General features: G+C 69.1%; 14 protein-coding genes. 1 reads left to right on the plus strand and 13 read right to left on the minus strand.

Features of this window, described 5'->3' with window-relative positions; genetic code table 11:
* From RTW82_RS17325 to RTW82_RS17380, 12 genes are all read right to left on the minus strand, one after another.
* Positions 1-7,266: an Ig-like domain-containing protein gene (locus tag RTW82_RS17325; RefSeq protein ID WP_316925824.1), complete on the minus strand. Its 7,266-nt coding sequence runs from the start codon at positions 7,264-7,266 to the stop codon at positions 1-3.
* Between the two features lie 24 nt (positions 7,267-7,290).
* On the minus strand, positions 7,291-8,175 hold the full coding sequence (locus RTW82_RS17330; protein ID WP_316925825.1) for a sulfotransferase: 885 nt from the start codon (positions 8,173-8,175) through the stop codon (positions 7,291-7,293).
* Positions 8,176-8,271: 96 nt separating this feature from the next.
* Complete coding sequence (locus tag RTW82_RS17335) at positions 8,272-8,883, minus strand: phage tail protein (RefSeq protein WP_316925826.1); 612 nt, start codon at positions 8,881-8,883, stop codon at positions 8,272-8,274.
* 69 nt (positions 8,884-8,952) lie between these two features.
* On the minus strand, positions 8,953-9,273 hold the full coding sequence (locus tag RTW82_RS17340) for a DUF6916 family protein (protein WP_316925827.1): 321 nt from the start codon (positions 9,271-9,273) through the stop codon (positions 8,953-8,955).
* Positions 9,270-9,773: an N-acetyltransferase gene (locus RTW82_RS17345; protein ID WP_316925828.1), complete on the minus strand. Its 504-nt coding sequence runs from the start codon at positions 9,771-9,773 to the stop codon at positions 9,270-9,272. The genes RTW82_RS17340 and RTW82_RS17345 overlap by 4 nt, the downstream gene beginning before the upstream one ends.
* A gap of 143 nt (positions 9,774-9,916) precedes the next feature.
* Positions 9,917-10,885, minus strand: coding sequence for a sulfotransferase family protein (locus RTW82_RS17350; RefSeq protein ID WP_316925829.1), 969 nt, complete (start codon positions 10,883-10,885; stop codon positions 9,917-9,919).
* Positions 10,882-11,682, minus strand: coding sequence for an aspartyl/asparaginyl beta-hydroxylase domain-containing protein (locus RTW82_RS17355; RefSeq protein WP_316925830.1), 801 nt, complete (start codon positions 11,680-11,682; stop codon positions 10,882-10,884). Before RTW82_RS17355 ends, RTW82_RS17350 begins: the two co-directional genes overlap by 4 nt.
* A 22-nt stretch (positions 11,683-11,704) precedes the next feature.
* Positions 11,705-13,801, minus strand: coding sequence for an HlyD family efflux transporter periplasmic adaptor subunit (locus tag RTW82_RS17360; protein WP_265170491.1), 2,097 nt, complete (start codon positions 13,799-13,801; stop codon positions 11,705-11,707).
* Positions 13,798-15,117: an efflux RND transporter periplasmic adaptor subunit gene (locus RTW82_RS17365; protein WP_316925831.1), complete on the minus strand. Its 1,320-nt coding sequence runs from the start codon at positions 15,115-15,117 to the stop codon at positions 13,798-13,800. Before RTW82_RS17365 ends, RTW82_RS17360 begins: the two co-directional genes overlap by 4 nt.
* Entirely contained in the window at positions 15,114-15,896 is a 783-nt protein-coding gene (locus tag RTW82_RS17370; protein ID WP_021222091.1) for an efflux RND transporter periplasmic adaptor subunit, read from the minus strand. Before RTW82_RS17370 ends, RTW82_RS17365 begins: the two co-directional genes overlap by 4 nt.
* A gap of 290 nt (positions 15,897-16,186) precedes the next feature.
* Entirely contained in the window at positions 16,187-17,008 is an 822-nt protein-coding gene (locus tag RTW82_RS17375; protein ID WP_316925832.1) for an aldo/keto reductase, read from the minus strand.
* Between the two features lie 11 nt (positions 17,009-17,019).
* Complete coding sequence (locus RTW82_RS17380; RefSeq protein WP_184487820.1) at positions 17,020-17,556, minus strand: cysteine hydrolase family protein; 537 nt, start codon at positions 17,554-17,556, stop codon at positions 17,020-17,022.
* 189 nt (positions 17,557-17,745) lie between these two features.
* Here RTW82_RS17380 and RTW82_RS17385 point away from each other — a divergent pair, with 189 nt between their 5' ends.
* Entirely contained in the window at positions 17,746-18,930 is a 1,185-nt protein-coding gene (locus RTW82_RS17385; protein WP_021222094.1) for an OpgC family protein, read from the plus strand.
* Here RTW82_RS17385 and RTW82_RS17390 read toward each other — a convergent pair.
* Positions 18,921-19,595 carry a class I SAM-dependent methyltransferase gene (locus RTW82_RS17390; protein ID WP_316925833.1) on the minus strand — a complete coding sequence of 225 codons (675 nt, stop codon included), beginning with the start codon at positions 19,593-19,595 and terminating at the stop codon, positions 18,921-18,923. The two genes, RTW82_RS17385 and RTW82_RS17390, sit on opposite strands and share 10 nt — an antisense overlap.
* Between the last annotated feature and the right edge of the window lie 57 nt (positions 19,596-19,652).

Genomic DNA, 19,652 nt, shown 5'->3' on the forward strand with positions numbered 1-19,652 from the left:
TCATGCTCGGGCGGCCGTCCCCGCGGCCTGGCCCAGGGCCTGTGCCAGCTGACGCACCTGGCGCTGCTCGGCTTCCTTCATCTCATGCAGCTGCTGGCCCAGGGTCGGCGCGCCGAAGCTGCGCCCGCCCTGCCCGTTGCTACGTTGCTTGTCGAAGATCTTCTCGTTGCTCTCCTGGGGCTTGTCCTTGCTGAACAGGCCGGAGAAGGTGCTGGCGCCGAACACGCCGCCATCCCCGCCACCGAAACCGAGGAAGCCTGCGCCGCCACCGTCGCTACTGCTGTCGCTGCTGGCGAACACCTGAGCGATGAAGCTGGGCGCCAGGGCACCGTTGTTGATGAAGATGTTGCCCACGGTGGGAATACCGCTGCCCAGGGTCGGCTGTTCGAACAGCGGCGGCGGGATCAGCGGCGAGGTGGTGGTCGAGGGCGGCGGCGCGCTGGGCACGGTGGGCTGCAGCGGCGCCGGAGCCTCGATCGGCGTGGTCACCGGCGGGTTGGCACGGAATTCCGGGTCGCCGTTGTCCAGGGAGCCGATCTGGTAGCCAATGGTGGAGTAGGAATCCACCATAGCGTTGCCCTGACCGTCGGCGACACCGCTGGCGATGGCCGGCAGCGACAGGCCCAGGCTGCCCTGGCCGGTGATGCCGCTGACGGTGACACGCCAGGTGTTGCCGGTCAGTTGCACGAGGGACTGCAGGGTGCCGCTGACGCTGCCACCAGTGAGCAGGTTGAAGTCGGCCAGGTCGAGCCCGGTGACGTCCTCGCTGAAGGTGACGGTGAAGCTCACCGAGCTGTTGGTGGTGGGCGAGGTGCCGTCCAGGGCGATATCGGTAACCCGGGGAGCCACTGCATCCACCAGCACGGCGCTGGTATCACCGACGCTGTTGAGCGTGGTCACTGCGTCGTTGCCGGCGGTATCGCGCAGGGTGCCGCCGTTGGCCTGGAGGGCGCCGCCGACGCTGATGCCGTTGGCATCGGCCTGGCCGCTGGTGACCACCAGGCGGAACACCAGTGCGGTGGTGCCGCTGCCGCTCAGGTACTCGGCGTAGGCGGTGCCGCCGGTGTCCAGGGTGATGACCAGGCGCGGCATGCCACCGAGGGTATCGACGGTGACGGCCTCGCCGAAGTTGACGGTGAAGTCGAGGTTCTGGCCAGGACCATAGGTACCGTTGGCCGGGACCGTGACCGAGGTCACCGCCGGCGCCATGCTGTCGATGGCGTAGTTGTTGGAGTCGGTGCTGCCGAGGCCGGCGTTGCCTGCCAGGTCGGTGTAGCCGGCGTTGTTCAGGGTGATGACGTTGGTGCTGTCGGTGACGTTGGCCCCCGGCGTCAGGGTCGCCGTCCAGGTAATGCCGCCGTCGCTGCTGCTGAGGTTGCTCAGCGCGCCGTTGGCCACGCTGAAGTCCGCCGTGGTCAGCCCGGTCACCGCTTCGCTGAAGGTGATGGTGACGGTGGTGGTCTGCCCGGCCTTCAGGGCGGTATCGGCGACCACGATGGTGGCGGTGGGCAGCTGGGTATCGATGCCGTAGTTGTTGGAATCGGTGCTGCCGCTGCCGGCGTTGCCCGCCAGGTCCTGCACCCCGGTGTTGTCCAGGGTGATCAGGTTGCTGGTGTCGGTGATGGTGGCGCTGGGCGTCAGGGTCGCCGTCCAGGTGATGCCGCCGTCGTTGGAGCTGAGCCCGCTGAGGGTGCCGTTGTCGACCAGGAAGTCGCCAATGCCCAGCCCGGTCACCGCCTCGTTGAAGGTGATGGTGACGGTGGTGGTCTGCCCGGCCTTGAGCACGCTGTCGGTGACCACGATGGTGGCGGTTGGGCGCTGGGTGTCGATGGCGTAGTTGCCCGAGTCGGTGCTGCCGCTGCCGATGTTACCCGCCAGGTCCATCACACCAGTGTTGTTCAGGGTGATGACGTTGGTGCCACTGGTGAGGTTGCTGGTCGGGGTGAAGGTGGTGGTCCAGGTGATGCCCCCATCGGCGCTGCTCAGGGCCCCGATGGTGCCGCCGGCCACGGTGAGGTCGCCCGCATCCAGCCCCGTCACCGCCTCGGCGAAGGTGATGGTGACGGTAGCGGTCTCGCCGATCCGCAGGTTGGTGTCGCTGAGGGTGATGCTGGTGGCCGCCGGGCGCACGCCGTCCACCACCAGGGCCTTGTTGGCGCCCAGGGAGCCTGCCGCACCGGGGGTGGCCAGGGTGAGGATGGCGTTCTGGTTGGCGCCGTCCTTGATGGTGCCGCCATTGAGGCTCAGGGCCGAGGTGGAGGCGTAGTCGAGGTCGGCGGAGCTGTCGCCGGCCTGCACGGTGTAGGTGAAGCTCAGGGTGTCGCTGCCCGAGCCGGACAGGTAGTCGAGCACCCGGTCGGTGGCGCCGGTCTCCAGGGTCAGGGTCGGGGTGCCGGTGACGTTGACCGCCGAATCGAAGCGCACGGTGACGGTGATGACATCGCCGATCTTGTAGGTGCCGTTGGCGGTGCTGGACGAGACGCTGGTAACGGTCGGGGCGATGGGCGCGGTCAGGGACAGGTCGTTGCCGCTGCCGCCGATGTAGCTGGTGGTCAGCTGGGTGCCGTTGCCGGCGGCGTTGAACGTGCCACCCTCGCTGACGCCACTGAAGGTGCCGGTGACGGCATCGGCGGCATCGTTGACGATCACCGTGTAGCTGTCGCCACTGCCGGCCGCGTAGCCATGGGTGACCGCCAGGGCGGCGCCGGAGACGTCGACGGTGCCGTTGACCACCACCCGGTCGTAGCCGGTGCCGGCGGTGGTGCCGTTGATGTCCAGGGCCAGGGTGCTGCCCGAGGCCAGCGTCAGGTTGCCGTTGACGGTCAGGATGGCGACGCCCGCGCCGCCCGGGGACAGGGTGCCGCCGCTCTGCACGACGACGTCGCCGCCCAGGGTGCCGCTGCCGGCCAGGGTCGCCCCGTTGGCCACGGTGGTGGCGCTGGCGGTGCTGCCGTCGACCACCAGGGTGCCGGCGGAGACGGTGGTGGTGCCGGTGTTGGTGTTGCTGCCGGACAGGGTCAGGTTGCTGGCGCCGGCCTTGATCAGGTTGCCGGTACCGCTGATGGTCCCGGACAGGGTGGCCGCAGCGCCGGCATTGACGGTCACCAGGCCGGTCAGCGCCAGGGCGTTGTCGAGGGTGGTGTTGCCGGTGATCTGCAGGGTGGTGCCGTTGGCCAGGTTGAGTGCCCCGGCGCCGAGGTTGGCGTCGCTGGCGATGCTCAGGGTCCCGGTGTTGACGCTGGTGCTGCCGCTGTAGGTGTTGTTGCCGGTCAGGGTCAGGGTGCCGGCGCCGGTCTTGGTCAGGTTGTTACTGCCACTAATCACCCCGGACAGGGTGGTATTGGCCCCGGTGTTCACCGCGGCGCTGCCGCTCAGGGCGATGGCATTGTCGAGGGTGGTGGCGCTGGTCACCGCCAGGGTGGTGCCGGCGCCCAGGGTCAGCGTGCCGCTGCCGAGGTTGCCGTCGCTGGCCACGCTGAGGGTACCGGCACTGACGGTGGTGGTGCCGTAGCTGTTGCTGCCGGACAGGGTCAGGGTGCTGGCGCCGGTCTTGGTCAGGGTGAAGGCGCCGCTGATCACACCCGACAGGGTCGCGGCGGCCGAGGCGCTCACCGAGGCATCGCCGCCGAGCACGATGGCGTTGTCGATGGTATTGGCGCCGGTGAGCGCCAGGGTGGTGCCGGCGGCCAGGTTCACCGCGCCCGAACCCAGGTTGCCGTCGTTTGTGATCGACAGGGTGCCGGCGCTCACATAGGTGGCGCCGTAGCTGTTGCTGCCGGACAGGCTCAGGGTGCCGCTGCCGGTTTTCGTCAGGTCGAAGGCACCGCTGATCACGCCGCTGAGGGCGACGGCGCTGCTGTTGCCGATGCTGCTATTGCCGGCAAGGACGATGGCGTTGTCGATGGTGGTAGCGCCCGTGACATCGAGCACGGTGCCTCCCGCCAGGGTGACGGCCCCGCTGCCCAGGTTGCCGTCGCCGGCGATCGACAGGGTGCCGGCGGAGACGGTGGTGGTGCCACCGTAGGTATTGCTGCCGGACAGGGTCAGGGTGCCGCTGCCCTGCTTGACCAGCGAGCCGGTGCCGGAAATCACCCCGAGCACCGCGGTGCTGGTGTTGTCGCCCCCGGCGGTCAGGGTGTAGCTGCCCAGTTGGATGCTGGCGTTGGCGTTGTTGCTCGCCAGGCTGCCGACGGTCTGGTCCGAGAGCAGCGTCAGGACACTGTTGCCATTGACCCGCACGGCGTTGGTGTCAGCCATGGAGGCGTCGCCGTTGAGCTTCAGCCAGCCGTAGTTGGCGAGCACGGTGGCGCCGGTGTAGGTGTTGGTGCCGGAAAGCGTGGTCGAGTAGGTGGCGGCCCCGGTCTGGTTGAAGGTCACCCCACCGGTGCCGCTGATGCCGCCGGAGAAGGTGGTGTCCGCCGTCTGGTTGCTGGTGAGGTTGAAGCTGCCCAGGGTCACCGAGCCGGCACCGGAGAGGTTGCCCAGCGCCTCGTTGCCGGCCAGGGCCAGGGTGGCACCGGCTGCGACCGACACGCTGGTGTTGGAAGCGAGCGCATCGCCGCCACTGACCGTCAGGGTGCCCGCGCTGATGGTGGTGGCGCCGCTGAAGGTGTTGCCGGAGCCGGAGAGGGTCAGGTTGCCCGCCCCGGCCTTGGTCAGGGCGCCGCTGCCGGCGATGACGCTGCTGATGGTGGCGGTATCGCCGGCGCCATGGGTGAAGGTCTGGGTGGTGCCGCCCCCCAGGGTGAGGGTGCCGCCGGTGAGGATCAGGCCGCTGGCCTGGTCCATGTCGAAGGTCAGGCTCTCGTTGATCGACCCGGCATTGAGGTTGAGCGTCTGGCCCGCCAGGTTGCTGGCGAAGACGATGGTCTGGCTGCCGGTGCTGTCGGCCGCGGCGATGGCGACGGCCTCGCTGAAGCTCGTGCCGTTGCTGGCATCGATGGTGGCGGTGTCGCTGCTGTTGGTGACGTAGATGAAGTCCGTGGCCACCGTGACGTTGGCGGTGGCGCTGGCGCCGGCACCGTCGTTGAGGGTGACCTTGACGTTGGCATCGCCAGCCGGGGTGTCGCTGCGGTAGGTGATGCGCTGCGCCACATCGTTCACCAGGGCCGTGGTTGCTGTCGTCCCGCTGCTGGTGAAGGTGATGGTCAGTACGCCGCCGGTATTGGTGAAGGTGGCGAAGGTCTGCCCACCCGATTGCAGGTTGCTGCCGCTGATGGTGAACAGCCCGCCGGTGGTGTCGAAACCCAGCACGTCGCTGCTCACTGCCGTGCCGTTGCGCTGGATCACCAGGCTGGCGCCGGACCAGTTGCCGTTGCCGCCGTTCAGCGCGCCCAACTCGGCATCGGCCAGGCTGGCGTTGCTGCCCACATCGAGGCGCACGGTATTGCCCACACCGGCCCAGGCGACGCTGTCGCCGTTGAGGTTGCCTAGGGTCGGCGCGGCGTTGGAGGTCCAGGTCGAGTCGGTCACGCCACCGCTGCCGGTGACGATGGACTCGTTGCCGCTGTTCGAACCGGCTCCGGTACTGCCTGGAGACTGGGAGTTCTGTCCTGCCCCGCCAGCGCCCCCACGGCCATAGTTGCTGGTGCTGGTGACGGTTCCGCTTTCGTAATACAGCGTGCCCCGGTTGTAGATCCCGCCTACCCCCTGGCCGCCATTGGCGCCAGGGACGTTGTCGCTGCTGCCGCTGCCGCCACCGCCGGCGCCAAGGTTGTTGGTGATACTGGTGGACGCCAGGTAGACCGTGGCCCCCGAGGCGATGTACATGCCCCCGGCAGCATTGCCGCCGCGACCGCCCCCACTGCCGGCAGAGGCACCGGTCCCTGCGCCGCCACCACCGATGTAGCCCGTGCCGGCGCTGCCGGCCGTACCGCCGTTGCCCCCCGCAGCCAGGCCCGGCACACCTGTGCCGCCCGCGCCACCGGAGGTACTGCCGCCCTTGCCGGCCTGAGCGGGCGAACCACCGTTGCCCCCGGTACCGCCGATCCCGCTACCCCCGGTTCCTCCGTTGATGCCGCCGTTGTAGCTGCCGCCCCTGCCGCCACCGACCGAAGCAAATCCGCCGCCGCCACCGCCGCCATAGCCATAGCCGGCGCCACCGCCGTTACCGCCGCCGCCGGCGGCCTTGTTGGCGGTGATGCTGGAGTTCTTCATGGTGAGGACACCCCCACCCACGTAGATGCCGCCCCCCAGGGCGTCCTTGCCGTTGAGGCTGTTGTAGTCGCCGCCGGCGCCGGAAACCAGGCCCTTGGTGATCACCAGGCCGTCCAGTGTCACGGTGCCGCCGGACATGTTGATGACCCGGCTGCTGTGGTTGGCATCGAGGATCACGTCGGCCACGCCGTCGTTGTTCAGGTCGCCGTCGATGATCAGGTTCTTGCTGATGGTCAGTTCGCCGCTGCTCAGCGAGACCGTCATGTTCGACTGGAAGGTGATGGTGTCGCCTGACAGCGCAGCATTGATGGCGTTCCTAAGCGTGCCCGCTCCCGAATCGCCGCCGCTGGTGACGGTGATGGTCGCCAGGTCATGGCCATAGGCGGCCGTGCTGGCGCTGCTGAGCGCCGAGGTGGCCTCGATCGCCCCGGTGGTGATTTCCAAGGTCCAGTCGCCGCGGCTGCCCGTGCGGTCATCAGAGGCCGCCACATCACGCCCGGTGAGGGACGCCAGGGAGTCGACGAACGCACGCCCGGTATCGCCGCCTGCGGTGTTGCAGGCGTAGATGAGGATGTCGCCGCCGGCCTTGATGCCCGAGCCCACCTGGGCCAGGGACTGGCTGTAGTTCGCCAGGGTGTTCTGGTTGAGGTAGCTGGTGCCCAGCCACATATCGCCCTGGTTGCCGTGGGCGATGATCTGGATCGAGTCCTGGCCACCGTGCTGGCTGAGGTAGTCGGCCATCTGCTTGACGCCGTCCTTGGTCGCATCGAGGTAGACGACCTTGGCATCCGGGCTCACGCCCTGCAGCAGCTTGTCCGCATCCGACACCCGCGAATCGACAAACACCACCGTGCTCCCGTGCTCGCTGGTGGTGGGCGCGGCGGCGATGGCCGGCGCATTGTCATGGGGCTGCGCGGTGTCCGTGGGCGCGGCATGGCTCTCGGCGGTGGCGGCGGCCTCCTGGGTGGTGGCCGCTACCGCGCCGTCGAACATCATCCGCTGTTCCAACGCCATCGCCAGGGCAGGCGGGTATGCACCAGTGGCCAGGTTTTTCAACGGCAGCTCACGGGATTCCGGCTTGCCGTTCTTGTTCGATTTAGTCCACCACATGGCGAATACCTCTGGGTACTGATTTCACTGGATTGCAGCGGGTTGTTGGAGTGGGGAGCCGTGCGCGACGGCATCTCCCCGGAGATTGCGGATGACGTTGGCGCGGCTGTTGCGCCCGTCTTCCCAGAAACTCAGGCTGGCGTACTGCTCGAACAGGTCCGGCGGCAGGATGCTCGGGCGGTCCTCGATCTTCACGCTGGGCCGCACCTTGTGCAGCCCGGCCAGCCCCAGGGCCTGGTCGAACGCCGGGGCGTCGTACTCGACGCGCTCGAAGTCATGCTCGAACCAGGGCTCGCCGAGGAACTCGTAGACCAGGCGCAGGATCTTCTCCGGCGCCCGCGCCAGCAGGTCGTAGTCGACGATCAGCATCGAGTCGGCCTGCTCGCCGTAGTACGCCTCCTTCAACGCCGCCCAGGCGAAGCCCACCAGGCGATTGCGCTGGGCCAGGGTCTCGACCCGGCTGTAGACGGTGTTGCGCTCGGCATCGTCGTTGAACAGCTTGGTGTTCTCGTAGGGGTTGGCACGGTACAGGCGCTCGATGCTGTCCATCACCCAGGCCACGTTGCGCACGCAGGCGATGACCTTCGCCTGGGGGAACAGGTCGCGGATGGCTGGCAGCTTGGAAGTCCACAGGCGGTTGGTGTCGAAGATCACCTGCTTGTCCGCCTGGTCGGCGTAGTAACTGTCGAACAGCCCGTGCAGAAGGCGCCGACGCTGGGCCTGATTGACGACCGGACCGAACTCGCTGCCCGCACTGAATTCGTTGAGCATGCCGGCGAACAGCGCGCCGACCGGGCTGGTCATGCCGGCGTGGAAGCGCGGGTTCTGCCGCAGCAATGCGGCCAGCAACGTGGAGCCGGAGCGCGGCAGGCCGGAGATGAAGTGGAACCTGTTTGCAGCAGTGACCATGTCTGTACTCGTTCAACTGCGGGGCGTCGTACAGCGCGCCTCGACTCACGGGTTTGACGCAAAAGCCCGGTGCACGCACCGGGCCTATCACGAACCTCAGTTGCGTGACGGGAACTCGCCCACCAGCGCGATCACGAAGTTCATTCCCAGGTAGGGGTTGCGGATGCTGAACGGCAGGCTGTTACCAGCAGCGCCTACGGTCACGCCCACGCCCACGTTCAGGTTGACCGTCGGCGGGTTGCCGATCGTCTGCGGCGTACTCAACGCGTCGGACCAGATGGTTGCCGACCCCTGCCCCGTCCCCGACGCGGCCAGGAACTTGTTGGTGGCCGAGGGGATTGCAACCGGGTTGCTGGCAACCGTCCCGACCGCCTGCTCCGCAGTGGCCGTCGCCGTAACGGTCGCCGTGGCCGGGTGGTTGTGCATCGGCATGTTGGTGCTGAGCAAGGTGACGTTCTCGACCCCCGACAGCTCGCCCAGATCGATAGCACTCAGGCCCGGTCCCGTCCCGGTGCCCACGGGCGAACGGCCACGCAAATCAGGCAACCCGAAGGTGGACACGCCATTGCCGCCATACACCGTACCCAGCAATGCGAAGAGCGCACTGTTCTGCGCAATGCTCATCTGCTGTCCCAAGCAATACGCCCAGCCACGGGGGGCATAGGTGAATGCGACCATGCGGATTTCGCCGATAAAGGGATCACTCATCGATACAACTCCTTGTAGACGCCGGCAGGACCTGCCCAGCGGGTTGCGCGAGCATCGCGCGGGACACATTCACGGCGTCGGGACAGGCGTTCGAACATGGAATACCGCCTGCAGCAAGTGGCGGTCGCCTTCTTCCTCCGGGCCTATGGGGGAAAGCAGCACATCCGTCAGTTGCTCTCCACTGGGTGTCTTCAGGGTGTAGCTGTGCTGGGGCAACTGGTAGCCCGCCGGCTGGGCGAACACCAGGTCGAAGCAGGTGTAGCGCGCATTCATCGGCACCCCGGTGTTCACCTCAACCAGGGTGACGGGCACACCGCCGCCCTCCCAGTCGAGCTGCCAGGGCTGGTCGAGGTACTGGAGGAAATACGCCTGGTCCGCGCCTGCGCTCATGCCGATAGCTCCTGGGCAACGGGGCACAGGGCCTCGCGGGTCATCTGCAGGTACACCTGGTGGCGCCCGGTTTCGCGGAAGCCCAGGCGCTCGTACAGGCGTCGCGCCGGGTTGGTCGGCTCGACGAACAGGCGGATCGACCGTCCCTGGGCATCCGCTTCTGCCAGGACCTGGCCCAGCAGGTGGCGGCCGATGCCGCGCCCGCGCCAGTCGGCGAGCAGGGCGATGTCGATGAGGTTGTAGGTGGCCGGGCCACGGAACAGATAGAGGCGGCCGATGGGCTGCCCGCCGTCGAGCACCAGGCTGAAATCGGCACCCTGGTAGTGCGCCTGGTAGTAGCGATGCTGGGCATCGAACTGCTGGTCGAGAAACGCATCCTTGGCAGCAAGGTCCCAGGGCACGTTGCGCAGCTCGTCTTCACGGGTGTTGGCATACAGCGCTCGCAGAAAGCCTGTGTCGGCTTCTGTGATCGGACGCAGTGTGAGGTTATGAACAGACATCAGTTAGGCATCCCTGCTGGCCCCGGGAACAGAGCCTACAACTGTGGTTACAGTTTCCTGCTCGCAGCATAGACGAGGATTTCAGTTGGCCACCATCGAAAAATCACCGTTCGGCGGTTTGGGCAATGAATGTGAAAGCGCATTCACAACTGCCGGGGTGGAAGGGCCTCCAGCGCCTGATAGGGCGCCCTCGCCCAGCGCTCCACAGCCGCCCGTGTGGCCTCGTCCGCCTCGTTGCGCTTGGCCTCGCCATCGGCACTGAAGGCTTGTCCGGGGCGCTTGGCATCCCGACCGGCCACGGCCTGCAGGTGCGGCACGGCGGCCGGGTCGATGCCCAGGAGCGGCCCCAGGTGGCCCCAGAGGGCGTCGGGCAGTTCGCGGTAGTTCAGGGCCACCGCTTCGCCGGCCGCGCACAGGCCGAACCCGGCCTGCAGCAGGTGGCCGACCATCCAGGCGAGGTAATCGCCGGGCGCCAGCGCCTCCCGCCCCGGCAGGCCATCCAGCCCGGACGGGCCCAACAATCCGGGGACCGCGTGCAGCCCGGGCTGGCGCCGCTGGGACACCACCACCTCCAGCGGGTCGCGGTAGAGGAACAGGCACGGCACCTCGGGGTAGAGCCGGCGCAGCAGCTGCGCCTCGAAGAGGTTCCAGGCGTCCAGCTTGACCACCAGCCGGGTCTCGTCGCCGCAGCGCCGCTGGCCATAGGCCGAGCACAACGCGCGCACCGCATCCGCCTGCCAGGCCGAGGCGCCGGGGTCGCGGTAGTGCGCCCGCAGCAGGGCATCCAGCGGCGGCGGCTCGGACAGCACCACATGCCCGGGCAGCGCTCGCAGCAACTGCGCCAGCAGCGTGGAGCCGCAGCGGGAGGTGTGGAACACCAGCAACGAGGGTTCCAGCCCGGGGCTGCGGGCACCCCAGTCGAACAACGCGTCCAGGCCGGTCTGGCGGCGCAGGGCCAGGTTGAACGGCAGCCGCAGCGCCTCGTCCACGTCGTCGCTGAAGAAGGGTCGGGCCAGGGGCGCGGTGCCGAACCAGGCCCAATCCAATTGCCAGGTGCCGGCCTCCTCGAAGGCACGGATCGGCAGCCACTCGGTGAAATCCAACGGGGTCATCGCACACTCCATTGCCGGCTCCAGGCCTGTCGTCCCTGGCGCATGACCATGCGCACATCCGCCTCGCCGAACACCAGCCCGAGGGCCTGGCCGGCGGCTACCGCCTCACGGCAGAAGTCGGTGGGGTCGGTGATCCATTGCAGCGCACGGGCCAGTTCCGGGCGCTGTTGCACCTGCTCGTTGAACGCGGCGAAGGCCCGTACGCCCCGGCTCGGTTGCAGCGCCGGCGTCGTCGCCAGACCCTCGGCGATGGCCTGGCGCAGGCGCGGGTGGGCCAGGCAGTCCAGGACCAGGTGGATGCGTGGTCCCGGCCCCGGGTTGTCCACCCGATGGGGGCGGGACAGGTCGATGAACCAGCATTCCCCCGGCGCCATCGGCACCTGCCGCCCATCCACGAGGAACTCCACACCGGGCGGGCTGAGCAGCGGCACGTGCAGGCGCAGCGGCCCTTCCGGGCTGCCCAGGTCGGGGTCGCAATGCTCGCGGATGCTGGCGCCAGCGCCCAGGCGTAGCAGGCGGGCACTGCGCAGGCCCTCGCCGAACCACTCGATGGCAGCCTGCCAGGCCGGCTCGGCCTGGCAGTGGGCGGTACGGGCCACCGGGCCGAAGCCCGGCGCCAGGGGAATCGGCGCGTCCACGGCCGCCACCAGGTCGATCCCGCTCCAGTCGCCCTGGTAGTAGGCGGTGTTGAAATGTGCCACCCAGGCCGTCGAGTCGATCCGCTCCAGGGCCGCCAGCAGCGGCTCCAGGTCGAAGCGCCAGGGCAGGCGGGAACAGATCGGCAGGGTTACATCCATGGAACCTTCCTTGGCAGATGGGCTAGAAACCGCTTTCCCTGACACCCAACGCCGCCATGCGGCGCCAGGCGAAGCCGAGCAGCGACTGCCGGCTGCCCTCCAACACCACCACGCCACGCAGTGGCTGGGCGGGGGGCGGCAGGTCCTGCAGCAGGCTGAGGCGCACGCCGTACTGGGCCTGCACCGGCTCGGCGCGTTGCTGAGCGTTGCGTCGCACGGCCACCTGGCCGTGGTGGTCGGAGGTCAGCGCCTCCAGTTCGAGGTAGGCGACGCCGGTGGTGTCCACTTCGTCCAGGCGCACCGCGAAGGCAGGCCGCGCCGGGTCGTCGGCGATGAAGCGGCCCTCGGCCCCCGGCGCCACGCGCCAGAGGTTTTCCTCGGCCAGGTAGCCGCGCAGGCGCAGCCCGGGGGCGATCACCCGCGCCAGGGTCTCGCCGCTGTGCAGCCAGCGGCCCACCACCAGGTCCGGTGGCAGGTCACGCACCACGCCGGCCAGGGGCGCGCGCAGCTGCAGGCGCTCGCGCTGGGCGGCCAGGCCGCGATACTCGGCCACGGCCTCGGCCAGTTGCTGCTCGATCACCCCGGTCTCGGCGGCGGTCTCGCTGCGCCCGGCCTGGCGCCGCAGCTGCAACTGGAGGATGTCGATCTCGCGGCGGACGATGCCCTGGCGCGCGTCCAGATCCGGGGATTCCAGCTCCACCAGCAGGGCGCCCTGCTCCACCGTGTCGCCATCCTTCACCCGTACCGCCTTGACCCGCGCACCGATGGGCGCGTGCAGGGTGCCGGTGCGCGCGGCCTCCAGCATGGCCGGCACATCCACGGCGTTGCGCCAGGGCACCAGCAGCACCAGCAGCACCAACCCCAGGGCCGAGCCTGTGAGCAGCACCTTGCGCGGGTCGGCCTGGTCGCGGCGCTGCCACCACTCGCCGAACTCCTTCCAGATCGGCAGGCCGATGAACCACACCAGCTCCACCAGCATCAGGAAGATGCCCAGCACCTTGAAGAACAGGTGGTAGACCGTCAGCGCGATGCCGAAGAACAGCGCCGCGCGCCAGATCCACGAGCCGTAGCTCCACAGCAGCAGGCGCCGCTGCATGGCGGGCGACCAGGGCTCCGGGGCCGGTTCGCCGTAGCCGAACAGCGCCTCGCGCAGGCGCCAGCGCCCCAGGGCGAAGGCGCGGTTCTGCAGGTTGTCGACGCCCCACAGGTCGCTCAGCAGGAAGTAGCCGTCAAAGCGCATGAAGGGGTTGAGGTTGATCGCCAGGGTGGTGATCCAGGTGGCGCTGGCCAGCATGAAGGCGGCGGTACGTGCCGGGCCGTCCGGCAGCAGCGACCAGGCCAGCAGCGCCAGCACCGCCAGCACCAGCTCAGCGAGCACGCCGCCGGCGCCGATAAGTAATCGCGAGCGCCGGTCCTGCACCCGCCAGGCGTCGCTGACGTCGGTGTAGAACATCGGCAGCATCACCATGAAGGCCAGGCCCATGCTCTGTACCCGGCACCCCGCGCGCTTGGCCATGAAGGCATGGCCGAACTCGTGGCAGAGCTTGGCGAAGGTCAGCGCGATGCCGAAGGCCAGCGCACCACCGAAGCTGAACAGGTGCGGGAAGGTGGCGAGGAAGCGCTCCCAGTCCCGGGCCACCAGGAACAGCCCGAGCAGCAGAATTACCGGCAGGCCGCGTCGCAGCAGCCAGGGGCCATTGCGTTCCAGCACCGGCCAGGCACGGTTGAGGAAACGGTCCGGCCGCCACAGCGGGATGCGGAAGAACAGGTACTGGTGCAGCACCTGCTGCCACAGGCTATGGCGCGTGCTGGCGACCTTGAGGGCATAGCTGGCCCGCTGTTCCGGGTCGAGGGCGGCGATCAGGTCGTGCCCGCGCAAAAAGCGCAGCATCTGCTCCAGCTCGCCGGCGCCCAGGGGCGCGCCCGGCTCGGCGTTGGCGGCCTCCAGCACCTGCTGGGGCTCACCCCGCGACCAGTGGCGCAGCAGGCGAACGGCGGCGGCACCGAGCTTGAAATAGCGGCCACGCAGGGGATCTGCCAGGGTCCATTGCGGCGCACCGTCGCGGTCCGGCGCGGCGGGCGAGAGCTGCAGGTCGGGGCGCAGGGCGGGCAGCATCAGAACCCCAGGCCCTGGCGCAGCGCCGCCAGAGGGCGGCGCAACAGGTAGTAGGCCAGCGGCGCGCGGTCACCAAACAGCTTGGCGGTACCGCGCAGGCCGATGCGTGGCGGGGCATCGGCGAAGGCGGCGTCGAGGCGATAGGCCAGTTGCCCGGCGGCGGTGGCCTGGGCCTCGTAGGCGGTGCGTTCCAGGCGCGCGTCGTGGCGGTTGAGCGGGTCGCTGTCGAGGAACAGCGCCACCTCGGCGCCGGGTTGCAGGGCGATGGCGTCGCCCACGGGCAGCTCGATGCGCAGCTCGGCCTGGGCCGGGTCGGCGATCTGCATCAGCCGCTCGCCGGTCTGCACCGGCTTGCCGGTGAGACGCTCGGCATCGGCGAACACGGCGATGCCGGCGCGCTCGGCGCGGACTTCACTGCGCGCCAGCAATTGCCGGGCGTAGTCGCGCTCGGCGCGCTTCTGCTCGACGCGGGCGGCCAGCAGGTCGATACGGGCGCTGGATTCGGCGTCGGCGAAGGCGCGCTGGCTGCTGGCTTTCAGCTCCGCCTCGGCCACCCCCAGGGCGCGCTCGGCCACGTCGGCCTGGGCCTTGAGGGTGGTGGCGTCGAAGCGCACCAGCAGGTCACCGGCGGCAACGCTCTGGTTGGGCTTGACGAGGAATTCGGCGATCACCCCATCCAGCGGCGCAGCCACCACGCGGCCGCCCTGGGGCACCACTTCGGCCGGCGCCAGCACCGACTGGCGCACCGGCACCAGCAGCACCAGGGCCAGCGCGCCAGCCAGGGCCAGGAGCTTCTTCTTCGGCCAGCGCAGGCGCCAGGGCTTGCGCGGCTGCAGGGCCAGCCAGGCGTGCCCGTAGGTGTCGCCGAGCTGCACCAGCAGGGCCTGTTCGGCCTCGCTCCAGGGGGTGTCGCGGGCGATCCACAGGCCACCGAAGACCTCGCCCTGGCGATCCTTCAGCGGCAACCAGAACGCCTGGGCGGCGGACAGCGCCTGCCAGTCCTCGCGACTGCCCTCGTCCAGGCTGCCCGGCTCGACGACGCCGGGCTCGCCCAGCTGGCCCGCAGCCAGGCGCTGGGCCGCCGCACGCTCGACGAAGGCGACGAAGGGGGCGTTGGGCTCCACCACGCTGATGCCAGTGAGCGCGCGGACCTTGCCGGTGATCAGCAGCGCGGCATGGCGATAGCCGAATACGCCCTGGCCGTCGTTGACCATGGCGAAGGCCAGTTGCGAAGACGTCCCGGCCTTGCGGGCCTGGGCCTGCAGGCCGAGGAAGACCGCGAAGACCCGCTCGGCGAAACCGGGCAGCGGCGCGTTCATCGGCTCTCCGGGAAGCGTGCGCTGCCGCTCATGCCGGCCAGCAGGCCGGGCGCGTCCTCGGGCAGGGCGCCGATCAGCAGCAGGGTCTGGCTGCCTTCGTCGATGCGCGCACCGAGGCGCTTGACCGTGGCCTTGAGCGGCTTGCCGGTCTCGTCGGGCACGAATTCGAAGGGTTCACCGGGCTTGAGTCCGCCAAGCCAGCGCGACGGCACGAGCAGGTGGATTTCCAGGGTGCGGTTGTCCACCACCTCCAGCAGCGGCGCGCCGCTGGGCACGCTTTCATGGGGCTGCACGCGGCGGCTGACCACCTGGCCATCGAAGGGCGCCTTGACCTGGCAGCGCTGCACCTGCACCTGGTAGACCTGGGCTTCCGCCTGGGATTGCGCCTGGCGCGCCTCGGCCAGGGCCACTTCGAAGCGGCCGACGGAGTTGAGCGCGGCCAGTTGCTGCTTGTTCTTCAGCTCTTCACGGGCGGCGCGGGTGGCGGCATTGGCGGCGTTGAGCTGGGCCTGGTAGGCGCTGCAGTCGAAGCGCACCAGCACCTCGCCCTTCTTGAACGCCTGGCCTTCGGCATAGGGCATCTCGGTGATGCGCCCGGCCAGCTCGCTGGCGAGCACGGCCTGGTCCTGCGCCCGCAGCACGCCACGGGCACCGCTGCCAGCGGTCGCGGCCGACGCGGCGGGGGCGTCGAGCAGCGGGTCCGGCGTCGCGGTGTCCTGCGCCCAGGCCCCCATGGTCAGCCCCGACAGGCCCAACAGCGTCCACAGCATGCGTTTCATGGAAATCCTTCCTTGGGTATCTGAGCCGCGAGTCTATGGGAGCTGTAGGACAATAGGAATCTGGTCGACAGATGCTTCTTCGGATATTGGCCGGATAGGACCGGGAGATCGCTCCAGGGTGATGGGTTTCGCTCCGCTCGCGGAACGCTGCCCGGCCCACCCTCCGGGCTCGGTGATCAGCCAAGCCTTGAGCCGGCCGACGAAAAACGGTGGGCTGAAGCCCACCCTACGCCCACCCCACGCCCCCCCTACACAGCTGCGCTCGGCGCCCACCTAGGGTGCGAAGCGGGTCAGACCATATCCAGGCGCTGCTTGCGGGTCGGCGCCGGGTAGGCGCGGTCGATCAGCGCCAGGTCGTCGGCACTCAGGCGCAACTCGCCGGCGCCGGCGTTCTGCTTGATGTGCACGGGGTCGACGGCCTTGGGGATGACGATCACACCGTCCTGGCGCAGGGCCCAGGCCAGGGCGACTTGCGCCGGGGTGGCGTCGTGCCGGCGGGCGACTTCGACGAGTGCCGCATCACGCAGCAAGCTGCCACCCTGCCCCACCGGGCAGTAGGCAATGAGCGGCAGGCGCTGGCGCTGCTGCCAGGGCAGCAGGTCGAACTCGATGCCGCGGGATTCGGGGTTGTACAGCACCTGGTTGGCGGCGCAGCCCGCCGGCAGGTCGCGCAGGTCGGCCTGGTCGAAGTTGGAGACGCCCCAGCGCAGGATCTTGCCCTGCTCGCGCAGGCGCTCAAAGCCTTCCACCGTTTCCTCCAGCGGGTGCTCGCCCGGCCAATGCAGCAGGTAGAGGTCGAGGCGGTCGGTGCCCAGGCGCTTGAGGCTGCGTTCGCAGGCTTGCTCGACGCCCTGGCGGCTGGCGTTCCACGGGTACACCTTGCTGACCAGGAATACCGCGTCGCGATGCCCGGCGATGGCCTCGCCCACCACCTGCTCGGCGCCGCCCTCGGCGTACATCTCGGCGGTGTCGATCAGGTTCATGCCCAGCTCCAGGCCCAGGCGCAAGGCGGCGACCTCGCGGGCGCGCTGGTCGGGGCGTTCGCCCATGTGCCAGGTGCCCTGGCCGATGGCGGGCACGGCGGTGCCGTCGGGAAAGGTGATGCGGCCCATGGTGTCTCTCCTCAGAAGTGAATCTCTTCGGCCTGCTGCAGGCGCATGGGGTTCCGTGGCTGGATGAATTCGCTCCAGACCCAGTTGTGGTGGGCGACTATCGCCTCGGCGCGCTGGTGCGGCCGGTCACGGGTGGTGTGCGCGTCGCTGGCCAGGATGACGTTGAAGCCTTCGCTGGCGGCGCGGCGGATGGAGGTGTCGACGCAGAATTCGGTGGCGTAGCCGGTCACCACCAGGTCGGTGACATGGAGCTTCTCCAGGGTGGCCTTGAGCTCGGTCTCGAAGAAGGCGTCGCAGGCGGTCTTGCGCACCACCCAGTCGTTCCCGGTGCGTTCCAGGCCCGGGTGCAGCTGCCAGCCGATGCAGCCGGGCTCCAGCTCGCTGCCCGGCTCGCCGTCGTGCTGCACGTAGATCACCGGCACGCCGGCGCGCCGTGCGCGGTCGGCGAGGCGGTTGATGCGCTCGAGGATATCCCCGGCGCGCCAGGGTTCCGGGGTGGTGAGGAACAGCCCCGCCTGCATGTCCACGACCAACAGCGCCTTGCTCATCTTCTCTCCTTGAATGCACGCATCGAAACGCGCGGATAGTGCGGCTTCCCGCTGCAGTGGTAAAGCCACGCGTCGGGCCATGCACGACCGTTGGTCTTGCATGGGGAAACTCGCCACGGGTGCACAGTCAGAACTTCAGGACCCATCGTTCGCCCAGCCGGGCGAGAGACTTGCCGCGAGTATGCCGCCATGCAGACAGGACGCGACCTCCGTATCGACTTCTTCCGTGGGCTGGCCCTGGTGTTCATCTTCTGGGACCACATTCCGCACAACCCGCTGGGCCAGGTGACGCCGCGCAATTTCGGCTTCAGCGACGCGGCGGAGATCTTCGTCTTCCTCGCCGGCTACGCCGCCGTGCTCGCCTACGGCAAGCTGCTGCTGCGCGACGGCTACGCGGTGGCCTGCCTGCGGGTACTGCGCCGGGTCTGGGTGCTGTACGTGGCCCACATCTTCCTGCTGGCGGTGCTGATGGGGGTGGTGTTCTACACCAACAACCATGTGGACAGCCGCAACTTCATCAACGAGATGGGCCTGGACTACTTCCTGGCCAACCCGCAGCAGGCGCTGATCGACGAGCTGCTGCTGCGCTTCAAACCCAACCTGATGGACCCGCTGCCGCTGTACGTGGTGCTGCTGGCCGGGCTGCCGCTGATCCTGCCGCTGTTGATGCGCTGGAGCTTCGCCGCCCTGGCGTTGTCTGGCGCGCTGTACCTGTGCGCGCCCGGGTGGAACCTCAGCTCGCACCCCGGCGGCGAGTGGTTCTTCAATCCGCTGGCCTGGCAGTTCCTCTTCGTCCTCGGCGGCGTGGCCGCGCGCCATGCGCAGACGCGGCCGGCCGATGCGCCGCCGGCCACCTGGAAGTCGCCATTGTTCTTCGCCGCTGCCGGCTACCTGGTGTTCAGCGCGGTGGTCGCCCTGAGCTGGAAGGTGCCCGGCCTGCACGACGCCTGGATGCCCATGGTGGTGCGCGATGTGCTCTACCCGCTGGACAAGACCGACCTCTCGCCCATGCGCCTGCTGCACTTCCTCGCCCTCGCCTATTGCGTGGCCGTGCTGCTGCCGCGCAGCGACTGGCTGACCCGCTGGCCGGCCCGCGAAGTGTGCCGCATGGGCATGCACTCGCTGGAAGTGTTCTGCCTCAGCGTGCTTCTGGCCCCCCTGGCGGACGCCGTCGCCACCCTCTATGGGCTCAACGCCGTGGGCCAGGTGGCGCTGGCCTGCGCTGGGGTGCTGCTGATGTCGGCCCTGGCGGCCTGGCTGGACCTGAGCAACCGCCTCAACCAGCGCAAGCCGCCGCAGGCCACGCCCACGCCCGTGCGCCTGGCCAACCCCGGCTACGGGGTGACCCGCACCCTCTACCGCATTCAGCCCTGAGGGCGAGCGATGAGCAGCAGCGACAGCGGTACCCCGCTGTCGGGATGACGGGGTTCGTGCAGCGCCTCCAGCACGAGGCCGCTGCGCCCCAGCAGGGCCAGCCAGGATTCCAGGGTGCGGAAGTACCAGGGCATGGGCTCGGCGAAGGCCCCGCCGAAGGCGGCGAAGGTCTCCAGGCGCCAGCCATCGCGGTAGCCCTCCTCGCCCGCCGCCGTCCAGGGGTGGACGGTCTGCAACAGCAGTGCGCCGCCCGGCGCCAAAGCCAGGCCAATCGCCGTGAGCAGGGGCTGCAGGTCCTCTTCCAGCAAGGCGAAGTTGCAGGCCACGGCATCGAAGCGGCCGAAGCCCAGGGGCTGCTCGATAAAGCCCTGGTAGTCGCAGCACTCGAACGCTCCCCCTGCGGCCCGCGCCAGCTCAACCAGCCCCGGGGACGCATCCACGCCCAGGGTGGCAATGCCCCGCTCGGCCAGGGCACGGCACAGCCAGCCCTCGCCACACCCCAGGTCCAGCACCCGCTGCGGTGCCCGCGCCACCAGCGCATCGAGCATGGCGCCGTCGGTGGCCAGGCGACGGCTTTCGATGCGTCGCCCGCGCACGGCGTCGGTCCAGGCGCCGGCATTGGCGCGCCAACTGCGGTCTATTTGCTGCCGGTTATCGTCTGACATGGCCTATCGCCTTGTTTTATGTCGTTTCGGGGCGCGCTGCGGTTCTCAGCAACTACG

Origin of the sequence: Pseudomonas sp. zfem005, assembly GCF_032621735.1 — a bacterium.
In the GTDB taxonomy this organism is placed as follows: domain Bacteria; phylum Pseudomonadota; class Gammaproteobacteria; order Pseudomonadales; family Pseudomonadaceae; genus Metapseudomonas; species Metapseudomonas solani.